At 67.2% G+C, this 13,803-nt stretch carries 14 protein-coding genes; 6 read left to right on the forward strand and 8 right to left on the reverse strand.

Annotated elements, in window-relative coordinates; all coding sequences use genetic code 11:
* Positions 1-99: 99 nt before the first annotated feature.
* A complete protein-coding gene (locus ACFY3V_RS14500; protein WP_389773397.1) occupies positions 100-645 on the forward strand; it encodes a TetR/AcrR family transcriptional regulator in 546 nt (181 codons plus the stop codon).
* Positions 646-708: 63 nt separating this feature from the next.
* On the opposite strand, the gene ACFY3V_RS14505 is transcribed toward ACFY3V_RS14500, so the two are convergent.
* On the reverse strand, positions 709-1,881 hold the full coding sequence (locus tag ACFY3V_RS14505; protein WP_389773400.1) for a glycosyltransferase 87 family protein: 1,173 nt from the start codon (positions 1,879-1,881) through the stop codon (positions 709-711).
* Between the two features lie 221 nt (positions 1,882-2,102).
* Positions 2,103-2,588, reverse strand: a complete 486-nt coding sequence (locus tag ACFY3V_RS14510; RefSeq protein WP_389773403.1) for a DUF5946 family protein — start codon at positions 2,586-2,588, stop codon at positions 2,103-2,105.
* An 89-nt stretch (positions 2,589-2,677) separates the two neighbouring features.
* Between ACFY3V_RS14510 and ACFY3V_RS14515 the strand changes: the two genes are divergently transcribed.
* The gene (locus ACFY3V_RS14515; protein ID WP_389773406.1) at positions 2,678-2,902 is read left to right on the forward strand and encodes a hypothetical protein; all 225 of its coding nucleotides are present in this window, start codon (positions 2,678-2,680) and stop codon (positions 2,900-2,902) included.
* On the opposite strand, the gene ACFY3V_RS14520 is transcribed toward ACFY3V_RS14515, so the two are convergent.
* The 4 genes from ACFY3V_RS14520 to ACFY3V_RS14535 form a co-directional block, all read right to left on the reverse strand.
* Positions 2,899-5,634 carry a PQQ-binding-like beta-propeller repeat protein gene (locus tag ACFY3V_RS14520; protein ID WP_389773409.1) on the reverse strand — a complete coding sequence of 912 codons (2,736 nt, stop codon included), beginning with the start codon at positions 5,632-5,634 and terminating at the stop codon, positions 2,899-2,901. The two genes, ACFY3V_RS14515 and ACFY3V_RS14520, sit on opposite strands and share 4 nt — an antisense overlap.
* Entirely contained in the window at positions 5,628-6,518 is an 891-nt protein-coding gene (locus ACFY3V_RS14525) for a hypothetical protein (RefSeq protein WP_389773412.1), read from the reverse strand. Before ACFY3V_RS14525 ends, ACFY3V_RS14520 begins: the two co-directional genes overlap by 7 nt.
* A 436-nt stretch (positions 6,519-6,954) precedes the next feature.
* On the reverse strand, positions 6,955-7,272 hold the full coding sequence (locus ACFY3V_RS14530; RefSeq protein ID WP_362897413.1) for a hypothetical protein: 318 nt from the start codon (positions 7,270-7,272) through the stop codon (positions 6,955-6,957).
* Entirely contained in the window at positions 7,269-7,628 is a 360-nt protein-coding gene (locus ACFY3V_RS14535) for a hypothetical protein (RefSeq protein ID WP_389773415.1), read from the reverse strand. The genes ACFY3V_RS14530 and ACFY3V_RS14535 overlap by 4 nt, the downstream gene beginning before the upstream one ends.
* 864 nt (positions 7,629-8,492) lie before the next feature.
* Between ACFY3V_RS14535 and ACFY3V_RS14540 the strand changes: the two genes are divergently transcribed.
* From ACFY3V_RS14540 to ACFY3V_RS14550, 3 genes are all read left to right on the forward strand, one after another.
* Positions 8,493-8,771 carry a winged helix-turn-helix domain-containing protein gene (locus ACFY3V_RS14540; protein WP_362897411.1) on the forward strand — a complete coding sequence of 93 codons (279 nt, stop codon included), beginning with the start codon at positions 8,493-8,495 and terminating at the stop codon, positions 8,769-8,771.
* A 167-nt stretch (positions 8,772-8,938) separates the two neighbouring features.
* Entirely contained in the window at positions 8,939-9,784 is an 846-nt protein-coding gene (locus tag ACFY3V_RS14545) for a helix-turn-helix transcriptional regulator (RefSeq protein WP_362897410.1), read from the forward strand.
* Entirely contained in the window at positions 9,771-9,971 is a 201-nt protein-coding gene (locus tag ACFY3V_RS14550; RefSeq protein WP_362897409.1) for a DUF397 domain-containing protein, read from the forward strand. Before ACFY3V_RS14545 ends, ACFY3V_RS14550 begins: the two co-directional genes overlap by 14 nt.
* Positions 9,972-10,068: 97 nt before the next feature.
* Here ACFY3V_RS14550 and ACFY3V_RS14555 read toward each other — a convergent pair whose 3' ends face one another.
* Positions 10,069-10,287, reverse strand: coding sequence for an RICIN domain-containing protein (locus ACFY3V_RS14555; RefSeq protein ID WP_362897408.1), 219 nt, complete (start codon positions 10,285-10,287; stop codon positions 10,069-10,071).
* A gap of 71 nt (positions 10,288-10,358) precedes the next feature.
* Between ACFY3V_RS14555 and ACFY3V_RS14560 the strand changes: the two genes are divergently transcribed.
* Complete coding sequence (locus tag ACFY3V_RS14560; protein ID WP_362897407.1) at positions 10,359-10,760, forward strand: response regulator; 402 nt, start codon at positions 10,359-10,361, stop codon at positions 10,758-10,760.
* Positions 10,761-10,923: 163 nt separating this feature from the next.
* Here ACFY3V_RS14560 and ACFY3V_RS14565 read toward each other — a convergent pair whose 3' ends face one another.
* Positions 10,924-13,722, reverse strand: coding sequence for an ATP-binding protein (locus tag ACFY3V_RS14565; protein ID WP_389773422.1), 2,799 nt, complete (start codon positions 13,720-13,722; stop codon positions 10,924-10,926).
* Between the last annotated feature and the right edge of the window lie 81 nt (positions 13,723-13,803).

Below are 13,803 nucleotides of genomic sequence, written 5' to 3' on the forward strand. Positions count from 1 at the left end.
GACGGTTCCGATGACCGAGTCCCGAATTTAGATTACATCCATAATCTAAACCGAAGGGTAAGATAGATGTCAACCGACATCCAACTTGGGAGGTGGCCGATGGGCCGCGTGTCGCAGGCGCAAGCGCAGGAGAACCGCAAGCGGGTCGTGGAAGCCGCCTCCCGGCTGTTCCGCGAACGAGGCACGCAGGTCAGCGTCGCCGACCTCATGAAGGAGTGTGGTCTGACCCATGGCGGTTTCTACAAGCAGTTCGCCTCCAAGGAGGCACTCGTCGACGAGGCCACCGCCCACGCCTTCGACGAGTTCGCCCGGCACCGCACGACAGGACCGGAGTCGCACGCCGCCCAGCAGGCGTTGATCGACACCTACCTCTCCGTCGAGCACCGCGACAACCCTGCGGACGGTTGCCCCGTCGCCGGGCTCGCCACCGACATGGCACGGGAACTTGGTGATCGCGAGGCCCACCGCGTCTACGCCGAAGGCGTGAGCGATTTCGCCGAGCGGCTCGCCACCGAAGACCAGGACGGCCTCGCCCGGCTGTGCACGATGCTCGGCGCACTCGTCCTGGCTCGGGCCACCAAGGGCTCCCCTCTCTCCGAGGAGATCCTCACCGCCACACGCGCGGCCTTGACGGCGAACGACTGATCCCGGTTACAGGGCCGGTCGGTACGCCGTGGCCATACGACCGGCTGCGAACTCACACCCAGGTCAGGCCGTATAACCCTGGCCGTCGACCGACCCGTGCCTTCTTTGCCGCCAATCGCTTCGGCCGAAACGAACCGCAAGCGCCAGCAATATCGACAGTCCACCGAGCACGTAACTACCTGTCAGCGACATCAGCCACGTTCCGACGTGGGACGGATATATGAAAAGCGTCGCCAGGACGATATATCCGGGCAGTAGAAAGACGAACCACAAGAGCCCCACACCCACCTTCTCAGGCGTGGAGTCCACGCGCTGAGCGCGCTGCGCCCAGAGCACCAGGAGCGGTACGCACCAGACCCAGTGGTGTGGCCAGGAGACGGGTGAGACAAGTAGTCCCACGATGGCGCAGGCGGTGATTCCGGCGAGCTCTCCCGCCTCCTTCGCGGTCCGTGCGGCGACCCAAAGTCCACCCGCGCCGACCACCGCGCACAGGGCGAGCCAGAGGGGCACGGTGGGCCAGGAGCCGGACACGAGCATGAGCATGCCGCGAAGCGACTGATTGAAGAAATTCACACCCTGCCCGGCGATCACCCGTTGCGTGTCGAGAAATTCACCACCCCAGTAATCACGTGAATCGGCCGGCAGCACCAGGAATCCGAGGGCCACCGTGCCGAGAAAACCGAGGCCCGCCATCAGGGCGGCCCGGAAGCGACGCGTGACGAGAAGGTAGGGGATGAATATCAGCGAGGTGAGTTTGACGCCGGCGGCGACTCCCGTTCCTATGCCGTGCCACTTCTCTTTGCCGTGCGTCAGGTCTACAACTATCACCAGTAGCAGGATGATACCTATCTGCCCATTCCACAACGTCAGCGTCACCGGATACAAGGGAAGCATCGCGACAACGACCAACAACGTACGAGCAGTCCGGCGGCTATGGCGCCCCACCGCAGCGTGACCAACAAGAATCCATATCAAAACCTCAAGAGCGAGTATGGAGATCAGCACCCATAGGGCGACGGCGGCCTCCATTCCCACCAACGCGAGAGGTGTGAACAGCATCGCCGCGAACGGCGAATAGCTGAACTTCAACCAATTGTCACCCACGATCAAGCTGTAGACAGAGGTACGCTGCAGTACCGCTTCTCCGCCTTCTCGATAAACCTCCAGATCGATCCAGCCCCTCGCATAGATCGCGTTGAAGGCGAAGGCTGCCACCGCGCCAATCAACGCGATCAATACTCCGCATGCCATGTGGAAAGAGCTGCCATCTCTGCTGCCCAGACGAATTCGCGGACCGACTGGCGCTGAAGAAGGCATGGCGGCTCCCGACTTAGCTACGGTGCACGCTAGCCACGCCGGCTTGTCCAAAACTTGTCGTGCTGCGTCGACCGTCTACCGGTCAGGGCTCTGATGCGCTCGGCCGATGTCTACGCACCCCTCACACCGGCCTTCGAGCATCAGCTCTGAACGGATTTCCAGGACTCCACCGTCGCTTCGGCGATGGCTTTGATGTGATCCCCGTACGCCGGATGTCCGTCGAACACAAAGCTGCCGTCCCTGAACGGCATCCCGCTGAACGAGGCGCGGAAGCCGGATGGTTCACCCTTCGGGAGCGGTGCGTATGCCGCCAACAGTGTCATGTCATAGCCCAGGCGTGCCCGGTGGTTGTTCCGTGCCACCTGATGAGCCGACAGGCGGAGCCACGCGTCAAGGCCTTGATCCACGTAGAGCTGCAACTGGCGAAACTGGCCGTCGAGGTATTTCTCATGGGCTCTGGAAGGATGCTGCAGAAGATATGTCATGACCACGGGCCCGTGCCATTTGTACATCTGCGGATCCGACTGCTCCTCGGCCAGGATCCCGTGGTAATAATCCACGCACATGCCCAGTGGGCCGGCCGCCGCACCGCAGTCGCACCGATCCGTCATGGAGATATTTGCCATGGGCTGCAACATAGATGGCCGGTCCCGACCTTGGCGACATGTTATCGGCGTCGGCTCATGCTCTACCTACCGCCATGCTGGGATTCCCCATGAACGTGAACATCGATTTCAGGCGGCAGGCTTCGGGCTACCTGACCGAACAGAAGATCCGCTGCGGGGCCCACAAGAGCGTCCGGACCCGGGAGAAGGACATCCGGGCCTGGATGACCGACTGGAACGCCGGCCCCAAGCCGTTCGTATGGAAGGAGGCCGCTGACGAGATCCTCGACCCACTCGCCCGATGTCCACAGCGAATTTCTGGCGCGAGACACTAACCGCCTGCCGTGGGCAATGCGTACACGTTGCCGTTCGCGCTGCCGACGTACACGAAGTCACCTGTCACCACCGGTCTGGTTTCGATGGTGCCGCCGGTTTGGAAGCTCCATCGCACCGCGCCGGTGGCGGCGTCGAGCGCGTGAAGCGTTCCCCCGCTGTGTCCGACATAAATGCTCCCGCCTTCCGCCACGGGGCCGGAGGTGAAGCCCTTGCCCACCGGGAAGCTCCATCGCGCCGCGCCGGTGGCGGCGTCGAGTGCGTACAGCCTGCTGTCGTCGCTGACGTATACGAGTCCCCGGGCCGCCGCGACATCCCACTTGAAGCTCGACCTATCGCCCTCGGTCTGGAAGCTCCATAACCGCGTGCCGGAGTCGGCGTCCAGTGCGTATGTCGCGCCGTCCTTGTTGTCGAGGTACACGGCCCCGTCGGCCACCACCATGCGGAAATCGACAAGACCGTCGATTCTTGAGCTCCATCGGACTTTCCCCGAGGAGCCTTCCAACGCGTGTACCTCGCCATCGGAACTCGCGGTATAGACGACCCCTCCGGCCCGCACCAGATAAGTGTGATCTCGTTCTCCGCCGACCCGGAAGCGCCACTTCCGGGCCCCCGAACCGGCGTCCAGCGCGTACACCATGCCATGGTCGCTGCCGACATGGACGACTTCGCCGACCAGCACGGGATCGGGGTTGAGGACATAGCCCTCGGGCTGGAAGCTCCACAGCCTCTTGCCGGAGGCACCGTTCAGCGCGACGACCTCGGCGTTCGTCGAAAGGAAGGACTTCTTGGCCCAGACGTAGAGGCGACCGGCCGCGGCCACGAGGTCGCTGATCACATCGATCCTGCGGCTCCATCTCACGCGGCCGGTGGCGGCGTCCAACGCGACCAGCCTGCCGAAAGTGTTCGCCACGAACACGGTGCCATCCACCACCACGTGATCGACCACCAGGGAACCGCCTGTCTGGAAGCGCCACCGCATCACGCCGGTGGCGGCGTCCAGCGCGGACACCGTGCCATCGCCACTTGTGGCGTAGACGACACCGCCGACCACCACCGGTTCGGCATAGACGATCGCGTCGGTCGGATGGTTCCAGCCGCTCGCGCGCGCGGGGCCGGAAGCGCGGACGCCTGGCTGATACCGTGCGAGCAGATTGCCCTGCAGCGACGGGGAGACGAGTCGCACCGCCTGTCGGGAGAGCGATCTCAGCCGGACGATGACGGGGCCCACGTTGATGATCGTCGCACCGTAGAACCCGTTCGTCTCGGCCACGGTATAGGAGAGGAAGCCTGGGCTCTCCGTGGTGGGATCGAAGGCGTCCGCCTCTTTGATGGCGCCGACCTCGGCGGTGAAGAGCTTCCGAGCGCCCGCGTTCGACGAGGACACCCATTCGACGGAGAGCGAGACGACGGCGCCGTCGTCCGTGGGCGGTATCCAGTCGCATTTCGCCGGCTTCGGCAGCGGTGTTCCCGCCGGATCGTCCGCTCTGGGGACTGCGCGGTAGTCGTCCGCGAGGACCGACAGATCATGGCTGGTAAGCAGGGCACAGGCATCCGGCCAGGTGCTCGCCGGGATACCGCCGAAGCGGGCAGGCCCGCGCGCAAGTCCGTAGATCAGCTTGTACGCGGTGATCCGGCCATCACCGGGGACATCGCTGTGCACGAAGGCCATACCCCGGATCGCCCCGACAAGGGACGCACGATGGTAGGGCAGGTCGAGCGGCAATCCGCCGAGTTGTCCGGTCTCGGGGTCAACGGAGAACAGGTAGGCGGGCAACGGCCATTCGTTTCTCAGGGGGCCCTCGCCATAGTCGGCTGCCGCGGAGTACGAGCCGGCGAACAAGGGCGGGCTCCAGCGGCTCGGGTTCACGACCCTCATGGCTTCCGGACCGGTGGACAGCAAGCGCCCGTCTGCCCCGTAGAAGAAATCATCGTTTCCCACCGAGGCGTGAACGTATCCCTCCGCATTGGCCGTAACGCGCATCACAGCGTCTCCGCCCGGCGGCGAGGAGGACGACAGTGGACGCGTCCAACCGTGCCGCAGTGTTCGCGGGTCCATCGAGGTGAGCCGATACCCGTCTCCCGTGCAGGAGCTGAGCAGCGCCACCGATCGGACGGTTGCCGCGCCTCGCAGGTGGCAGCCCCGCGGATATGTCATCCGTGCCGTGGTCGCCCCGGTCCGGAGATCAAGGGCACGGATGTCGAAAGGCTCGGCCCGCCGCTCCAACACCACGATGCCGCGCTCGGTCACCATGATCCGCGGGCCCCGGTACAGACCGATGTCTTCCGTCCGGGAATGATCATCGGAGACGGTGATCGTGCGCCGCCACAGCGCGGCGCCCGTGGTCAGGTCGTGGCCGTTCAGGGCGTGGTCGACGATGTCCCGCGTGCCTCTCGACACGACCAGCGTGTTCGCCACGATCCACACGCCGGTGATGGGCGCGGTGAGAGCCGGGTCGGCGGGGATGGTGCGCCGGAGCTCGCCTGTGCGCGGATCGTGGATCCGCACGGTGTCCTGGCGCGTCGCCACGGCGATCGCGTGGTCGGACACGGCGTAGCGCGGAGTCTCGGAGAACAGCTCACCGGTGTCGGCGTCCGCAGGGACCGACCACGCCGCACGCCACTCGACGGGCACGAGCGGGAGCCGCGGAGTGTCCGCTACCGCGGTCGAGCAGGCCGCCAGCACCACCGCGAACAGAACCGCGACCGAGCGACGCCCGTGCACGGTCAGCACCCTTTGCTCTCTTGGATCTTCCGCTCGATCACGCATGCCTGGTTACGAGAGGTCGGCTGCCAGCCACGGAGCGGGGAGAGGGTGTAGTAGGTACGGTAGGCGTCGGCAATGCCGGTTACCCGAAACGGGTTGTTGTCTGGCCCTTTGATCGTAATTTGCTCGGTCTGGTCCTCCGCGAGCACGGTGACCAGGAGATCGAACTCGTAGTACGCCGCCGTGCCCTTGACCGACATGGAGAGCGTGACCCGCTCACCCCGTTTCAGGTCTATCTGCTTCTTCCTGAAATACGAGGTGTCCGGGTCCTTGCCCGTAGCGAAGCGGGGAGCCGACTCATCGAGATCGGCGGAGAGTTCGATGGTGTCGACCTCTCCGCCGGCGGGGGTGTAGACCAGCAGCGCGCCGTCCGAGACCGGCTTGCGGTCGAGGACGCGCGGCTTGATGTCGACGATGCGTAGGCTGCTGCGGTTCCCGACGAGGACGACGGTGACATCCGTCTTTTCGAGAGGTGCCCGGTGATGGCGCGCCATGACGGCGTCATGGCGCGCCCCGGACGCGCTGCTCAGCAGAACCGCTCGTTCTCCGGCGTCGGTCACCGGCTCTCTCAGGGCAGTGTCCTGCGTGGAGTGGTCGACGGCCACGTGGCCGACCTTGATCGGAGGCTCCCCGCTGATCCGGTCGACCGCGTCGGGTCCGCGTGCGTTGAACCAAGCGGTGAACACGACACCGATTACTGCGATGATCACAGCGCTGAGAATTCCCGCCAGCCACGCCCACGCGGCTTTCCATCGCCCCGACCTGGCCGGCTCGGCCTCCTCGGCCCGAGGGGCGGGAGTCGCATCGGCTCGACCCGGTTTGGCACGCCTGTTCTGGCGCGCTTTGGCCATGAGACGCCCCCTACGAACGGCGACCGGCAGCTGACTCCCCTTCGCTAGATAGCTATATAGCGCTGGACGGCCGCAGCGTTGAGTTATCGAGCAATTTCCTCTGCGGCGGGCAGGTTCCCAAGTGCCTCGCGGCGGCTCAGGCCCGAAATCCCCTTCGCCTTTACATGCCGAACGACCTCGCAGAAATCAGCCCTGGCGTGTTCGCGTGACGCCCACCTTGTCGCTTTGCGCTCGAAGAGGTCGTTATCCGACAGGATCGGCTCGATGCGCGCGTACAGCGGAGGGCGAGTTCGCTCTCAGCGCTCTTAAGTTCCCGCCGGGCCTGTTCCATATGGCTTCCCTCGGCGATGTACGGCGATGTTTCGCCTTCGCGCGGTATGTCGTGGGCGGCACGGCGGCCCCTGGATCGGGGAAGGGGGGCCGCCGTGCCCGTTCGTCAGAAGTGGCCGATGGTGACCGAGCTGGAGGTGAGGGCCCAGCGGTGCAGGACGGCCGTTTCGGCCTCGTACATCTGGGTCTTCAACCCCTCCAGGGTTCGGTCGCAGATGATCAGCGGCTCCGGGGTGGGCCAGGTGGCGATGGCGTGGAAGAGGCGGCTTCCGGTGCCGTAGAGCACCGACCAGCCTGGGCGGGTGGCCTGCAGCATCGCGGCCTCGGCGCGGGCCTCGTGATCCCAGGTGTAGCGCGGCACCGCGATGACGGCCTGGCCGTCGCGGTGACGGCCCCTGGCGGCGGACAGGCAGCGGCGGATCATGAGATCACCTGCCTGGCCTGCTCCCGCTCCGCCGCCTGTCGCTCTCGCATCCGCTGTTCCCTCTCGTCCGGGGCAGGAGCCTGCCGCGTCCGCTGTTCGCGTGCCGCCTGCTCCTCCTTCGCTGCCTGCTCGTCCGCCTCGCGGGCGAAGGTCTCCTGCCGGTCGGTCTCGGCCCGCAACGCCTCCAGGTCGTCGGCGTCGACGGTCCTCTCCGCCCCGGCGTCGGTGGCCGCCGGGGAGAAGGGCTTCTCGCGGCTGGCCCACAGCCGTCCGGCGTCGCTGAGGATCAGCCGCCAGCCGGGAATCGTCGTCGTGGGGCTGGTGGGCTCTGGGTGGGTGGAACTACCATCTGTCACTGATTGGACCTCGATCCGATCAAGGGCCCGCCCGGTCGTTTCCAGCGTGGGGCGGGCCTGCCTCATGAAACAGGGACGGTTCTGGAGGGGTTCGCCGTACCGATCAGGTGACCGGCACGAAGACGGAGTGACCGCTGAGCGGTTCGGTGCGCAGGTGGTTCTTCGCCCGAAGCGAGACACCAAATGGCGTCCACCTCCGAGCCGGGGCGGCCCAGTGAGAGCGGCCCCTGACGGCGACGCCGGACGCGAGCGACAGGGCATCCGCCGAGGCGACGACACCGGTACGGGCGGTTCGACGGCCGGGGTCCGCTCGGGACGACACTGTTCGGTTGCCGCCGCAGCCCCCTCGACCGGGTCCGACCCGGCACACCGCCGAACGGATACCGGCGCGACCACCTCGACGGACCGCTGAACGGGGATCACGGCAGCCGAGGTCGCAGGGACGGGCTCGAAGCACCGCAGGGAACGGTCTCCGGTACGACGGGCCCGCAACCGGACCTCCAGCAGGTCACCTGAGGGTTGGGCGTACTCGTGATCGGCGGGCCGATCAGGGCAGCCGTGCGCGTAGGGGGCATGCCCGCAGGTCGCACACCCCATCGGCAGCGGCGGCACCTCGGCGAAACAGCCGCAGCCGCCGACCACCTGTTTGTCGAGAACTGGCGTACTAGGGTTGTTCACGGATCAGGACTCCCTTCCTGGTCAAGGACCCGTCCAGACGCTTGCCTCGTCGGACGGGTCCGTTTGTTTGAGAGCAGTCAAAGCGGACATCTCGTAGGCATGCCCATGCGTGTCCATGCGTGCCTAGGCACGTCTAGGCACGTCTGATATCGCCCAGGCATGCTGGCAACCAATACGGTCGCTAACATGATCGATTTCGAGCCGGGCCGACCCAAGTGGGAGCAGATCGCCGAGACGTTTGAGCAGCGCATCCGCAGTGGCGAGTGGCCACCTGGCCACAAGATCCCGAGCATCGTGGCGATCATGGGTGACTACGACGTCGGAAACAACACCGCCCGTCACGTTCTTCGCTACTTGCGCGACCTGGGGCTCGTCAAGCTCGTCTCCAGCCTCGGAACCTTTGTGTTGCCCCCAGAGCACAGCACGCAAGAGCCTTCCGGAGGCACGCGAACCGCGAAGTCCTAACAGAGGCTCAACAACCATGGTCAGCTCCGCTCGCGGAGTGGCGGTCTAGCACGACGGCACCCCATTCAAAGTAGCGATGTTGTCGAGCCATCATGCAGTTACACTGTGCGAGCGCGCAAGCGCTGTGCGTATAGATTTTTTACCGGATCCCTAGCACACTGAGCAGCATGACGAAGAGCCCCACAGTCCGGCAGCGTCGTCTGGGCCGTGAACTACGACGACTCCGGGAGCAAGCCGAGCTCACGCCCGAGGCGGCAGCTCGCCCGCTTGGGTGGAGCCGATCCAAGCTCAACAGGGTTGAGAACGCGCGGATCACAGTGACCCCCTCGGACGTCGCCAACGCCTGTGACCTGTACCGCGCGGACTTCGCGACGAAGAGCGAACTGATCCAGCTCTGCAAGGACGCCGCCGTACGTGGCTGGTGGACCGCCTACTCGGATGTCTTCACCGGCTACTACATCGCACTCGAAACCGAGGCGACGACTATCCGCAAGTGGGAGCCGATCCTGATCCCGGGTCTGCTCCAGAGCGAGGAGTACGCCTATGAGGTCATCCGTGCAGCGCGACCCGAGCTAACCAAGACACAGCTCGACCGGCACGTCAGCGCCCGCATGACCCGAAAGATCAACCTGCTCGGCCCAGGTGCGCCAACCCTGCACGCCCTCATAGACGAGGCCGCGCTACGCCGCCCAGTCGGATCGCCCGGCCTCATGGTCCGCCAGCTCAACAACATCCTCCAGGTCTCCGATTGGCCCAGCATCACAATCCAGGTCCTCCCCACTGCGGTCGGCGCACACAGCGGCCTGGAAGGCGCCTTCTCCGTACTGAGTTTCAGCGACGATGACCCGGAAGTGGGCTACACCGAATGCTCCAGCGGAGACGTTTACGTCGAAGCATCCGACCAGGTGCTCCGACTTACCCTAAAGTTTGAGCGCCTTCGCGACGTCTGCCTGTCCCCCGAGAAGTCTGCGGCATTCATAGCCGCAGTGAGGAGCAGCCATGATCTCCCCTGACCTGTCCGACGCCGAGTTCCGCAAGTCCAGTCTCAGCGGTGGCGGCAACGACTGTGTGGAAGTGGCAACGAACCTGCCCGGTCTCGTCGCCGTCCGCGACAGCAAGGACCCTGCCGGCCCTGCACTGACCCTCTCCCCCACGGCCTGGAACAACTTCCTGACAGGCATTCGCAGCGGAGAAATCTAACCGATCGCGAACACCTTGTGGCCGGAATCGCCCAGAGCTATCCGGCCACAAAGCTCCTACCCGAAGTTCGAAGAACGGATGGTACGGAGTCGTCGTTTCAGACGAGCCGCCACTGCTGGTTGGACTGCGGCTGACATGTCCACTGAATGACGTTGGCGCCGTCGGCCCTGCCGGCACCGTCCGCGTCCAGGCACTTGCCGCTGTGCTGGGCAAGCAGGTCCTGGAGCCGCTTCGTCGGACGCGTTTGACGACTCGGGGTGGCCGCGATGCCGCCGGGGACGCAGAGGGGAGGGCTCGGCCCTGGGAAGCCCGTCACGCGGTGACGGTTACGCGTACACATCTTCGGAAAGCCGCGCGTGGACGGGAGAGAGGAGTTAGCCTCACGCCGTGGGAGAGGTTCTCGGCAAGGTCTTGGTAGTGGATGATGACGACGTCATCCGGCAGCTCATCGCGGTCAACCTGACCCTGGAGGGGTTCCAGGTGGACACGGCCTCCGACGGGCAGGATTGCCTGGATCGGGTGCTGGACGTGATGCCAGACGTCATCACTCTGGACGTCATGATGCCCAGGCTGGACGGCTGGATGACGGCCACCAGGCTGCGGGGTGACGAGGGGACCAGCCATATCAAGGTGGTCCTGATCACCGCGCGGGCACAGGAGGACGACAAGCGGCGGGGCCTCGGGATCGGGGTCGACGCCTACCTCACGAAACCCTTCGATCCGGCCGAGCTGATCCAGGTCGTACGGGACCTCGCCCTGACCGCGCGCAGCGGCCAGGGCAGAGCCTGAACTCACGGGACGACGTCGCAGAACACGTCGGCCGCAGGCCACCCGTCGCGGGCCGCACCGACCACGGGTCACGCCGGTCAAGGGCCGTACCAGCGCGGGTTACGCCATCGGCCGGCCCTGCCGAGGTCACCTGAGCCATGCGGCTCACGCGGATCCACCCGGGTCAGACGAGACCGTCCCGGTGGGCCACGGCGGCGGCCTGGGTGCGGGAGGAGACGCCCAGTTTGCCCAGGATGTTGGAGACGTGCACGCTCACCGTCTTCTGCGCGATGAACAGCCTCTCGCCGATCTCGCGGTTGGGCAGGCCCTCGGCCACCAGGGCGAGCACCTCCTGCTCTCGGGCGGTGAGCAGGGTCGGCGGTGTGGAGGTGAAGCGCGCCCTGCGTCCCAGCTCCGCCAGGGCCGCGCCGAGCGGCCGGGCGCCCAGTGACTCGGCGGCCTCGACGGCGAGCTTCCATTCTTTCAACGCGTCGGCGCGGTCGCCCTCGACGAGCAGCGCCTCGGCCAGCCGCCACCGCGAGCGCGCGACCTCGTAGACGAATCCGAAGTCGAAGGCCTCGACCACCGCTCGCCACGCCGCGACGTCGAAGCGGCCGTGCGCGCGGTGCCATTCGGCCTCGGCTTTGGCGAGCCAGGCCAGCCCTTCCGGACCGAGAGGGCCCCGCCGGACGGAGCCGGGGCCGACGGCGGCGGGCACCCTGGCCCGCTCCAGGAAGGCGTCGGCCTCCTCCGCGCGGCCCAGGTCCGTCAGCGCCCACAGGGCGGTGCCACTGAGCCGGATCACGGCGGGGTCGTTGGGGAGGATGACGTCGAGCCCCGCGCGGGCGTGTTCGAGCGCCGTCTCCGGGTCGCCGCGCCACAGGGCGTGCTCGGCGGCCAGGCCGCGGCTCATGGCGGCGATCGTCACGTCGTCCGGCCAGAAGGGCTCCAGCCACGACAGGCGGTCCTCGACGACGGGCAGGCCCCTGGCCACCTCGACGAAGAGCGCGAAGGAGGACAGGAGTGCCTCGGAGGGGGTGCCGACGCGGACGGCGAACCCGGAGGCGACCTTCTCCGCCAGGTCCCACTCCCCCGCGACGTAGTGGATGAGGAGACGCAGGAAGCGCAGGTCGGTGCCGTAGGTGCTCCAGTTGAGACCGCTCTCGCGCGCCAGCCGCAGCCCCCGGTCGGTGGTGGCCGCCGCCTCGGCGAGGTCGCCGTTCTCGTACTGGACCCGGGCGTAGGTGAACATGGCCCGCAGGTCGATGGCGAGGTTGCCCGAGCTCTCCGCGGTCGCGCAGGCGAGCAGGTCCTTGGCGTGGGAGATGTCGTCGGCGAGCGCGGCGAGGGCGGCGAGGGTGATCAGCGCGCTGGTCTCGGCGTCGGCGGCGTCGCTCGCGCGGGCCGCCTCCAGGGCACGCCTCGCGAGGGCCTCGACCTCGTGGTGGCGTTCGGTCCAGTAGAGCGAGCGGGCGTAGGTGGCGAGGGCGCGGGCGAGCACGGGCCCCTCCGGCGCGGCCTCGACGGCGGCGTACGCGGCGGCGATCGAGCCCTCGGCGTCCTCGGCGTCGATGAGGTAGTACGAGAGCCGCTCGTTGATCTCGGCGGAGGGCGGGAGGCTTCGGAGCTGGGAGATCGCCCGGTGGTTGTCGCCGCTGTCGGCCGCCGCGGCGGCGCTGCGCGCCGCGAGGGCGATGTGGTCGATCCCGGCCAGCCGTTCGGCGTCGGGAACGCGGTCCCAGAGCCCGAGTGCCTGGTCGAAGTGGCGGTGTGCCTCGGCGGGCGCCCCCAGCCGCTCGGCCCTGCGCCCCGCCTCCACGGACGCGGCGAGCGCCCCCGGCAGGTCGTGGCCCGCCAGGTAGTGGTGGGCGAGCTCGGCAGCCGAACCTCCTCGGCCGGTCAGCAGGCGGGCGAACTCGGCGTGCATCCTGGTCCGCTCGCCGGGCAGCAGGTCGTTGTAGACGACCTCCTGGAGAAGCGCGTGCCGGAAGGCGTAGCCGTACTCCCCGTCGGGGCGGAGCAGGCCGCGCGAGACGATCTCCCGCATGCTCTCCTCGAAGGCGAGGTCGTCGAGGCCCGAGGCCTGCTGGAGCAGGTCGTGGTCGGCCCGGCGGCCCGCGACGGCCGCGCCGCCGAGCACCCGCTGCGCGGGGTCGGAGAGCGGCTCCGTCCGGGAGAGCAGCAGGCCGGCCAGGCCGTCGGGGATCGAGGAGCCCTCGGAGGCGGCGTCCAGCAGCTCCTGGGCGTAGAACGGGTTGCCCTCGGCCCGGTCGACGACCTTCCTCATCACGCCGGCGTCGGTGCCGCCGAGCGCGGCGAGGTAGTCGGTCATCTCGTGGCGGTCGAGAGGCTCCAGCTCCACCGGCGTCACCGAGGGGAGGCGCTTGAGCTCCGCGAGGACCCGGCGCAAGGGATGGCGGCGGTGGAGGTCGTCGGTGCGGTAGGTGCCGACGAGGCAGACGCGCTCGGTCTGCAGCATCCGGCTGAGGAAGACCAGCAGGTCGCGGGTGGACTGGTCGGCCCAGTGCAGGTCCTCCAGGACAAGCAGCACGGGCCGCGTGGCCAGGAAGCCGAGCATCGAGCCGAAGAGCTGCTGCTGCGTCAGGCCCGACGTGCTCTCCCTGCCCTGGTCGGTGCCGCCGGGCAGCAGCCTGCCGAGTACGGGCCGCTCGTCGAGCGCCGCGCGCAGCTCCCCTCGTGCCGAACGCAGGGCGTCGGCGAGCGGGAGGTAGGGAAGGGCGTCGCCGAGTTCGGCGCACTGGCCGACGAGCACGGCGAACCCCGCCGCCTCGGCCTGTCCGGCCAGCTCGGTGATCAGGCGGGTCTTGCCGATACCCGCGTCGCCTCCTACGAGGGCGACCCCGGCCTGCCCAGCGGCCGCGGTGTCGAGCACCGCGGTCAGGCGATCGAGCTCCGCCGATCGCCCGATCAGAACACTCCGCGTGCTGTTCCACCCCACGTCGGCGAGTATCGCACGGGGCACTGACGGAATCGACATTCCACCCGCAGGGGATGAACGGGGAACGATTGGTACATCAGTAAGGGGCGAACCTGAACCGATTGG

The sequence above is a fragment of the Streptosporangium sp. NPDC000095 genome (assembly GCF_042899335.1).
In the GTDB taxonomy this organism is placed as follows: Bacteria; Actinomycetota; Actinomycetes; order Streptosporangiales; family Streptosporangiaceae; genus Streptosporangium.

Excerpts from the sequence above, each read along its gene's own strand:
- ACFY3V_RS14550 (WP_362897409.1), top strand. The coding sequence starts at position 9,771 with ATGATCTCCCCTGACCTGTCCGACGCCGAGTTCCGCAAGTCCAGTCTC.
- ACFY3V_RS14525 (WP_389773412.1), bottom strand. The coding sequence starts at position 6,518 with ATGGCCAAAGCGCGCCAGAACAGGCGTGCCAAACCGGGTCGAGCCGAT.
- ACFY3V_RS14500 (WP_389773397.1), top strand. The coding sequence starts at position 100 with ATGGGCCGCGTGTCGCAGGCGCAAGCGCAGGAGAACCGCAAGCGGGTC.
- ACFY3V_RS14530 (WP_362897413.1), bottom strand. The coding sequence starts at position 7,272 with ATGATCCGCCGCTGCCTGTCCGCCGCCAGGGGCCGTCACCGCGACGGC.
- ACFY3V_RS14510 (WP_389773403.1), bottom strand. The coding sequence starts at position 2,588 with ATGGCAAATATCTCCATGACGGATCGGTGCGACTGCGGTGCGGCGGCC.
- ACFY3V_RS14515 (WP_389773406.1), top strand. The coding sequence starts at position 2,678 with ATGAACGTGAACATCGATTTCAGGCGGCAGGCTTCGGGCTACCTGACC.
- ACFY3V_RS14545 (WP_362897410.1), top strand. The coding sequence starts at position 8,939 with ATGACGAAGAGCCCCACAGTCCGGCAGCGTCGTCTGGGCCGTGAACTA.
- ACFY3V_RS14540 (WP_362897411.1), top strand. The coding sequence starts at position 8,493 with ATGATCGATTTCGAGCCGGGCCGACCCAAGTGGGAGCAGATCGCCGAG.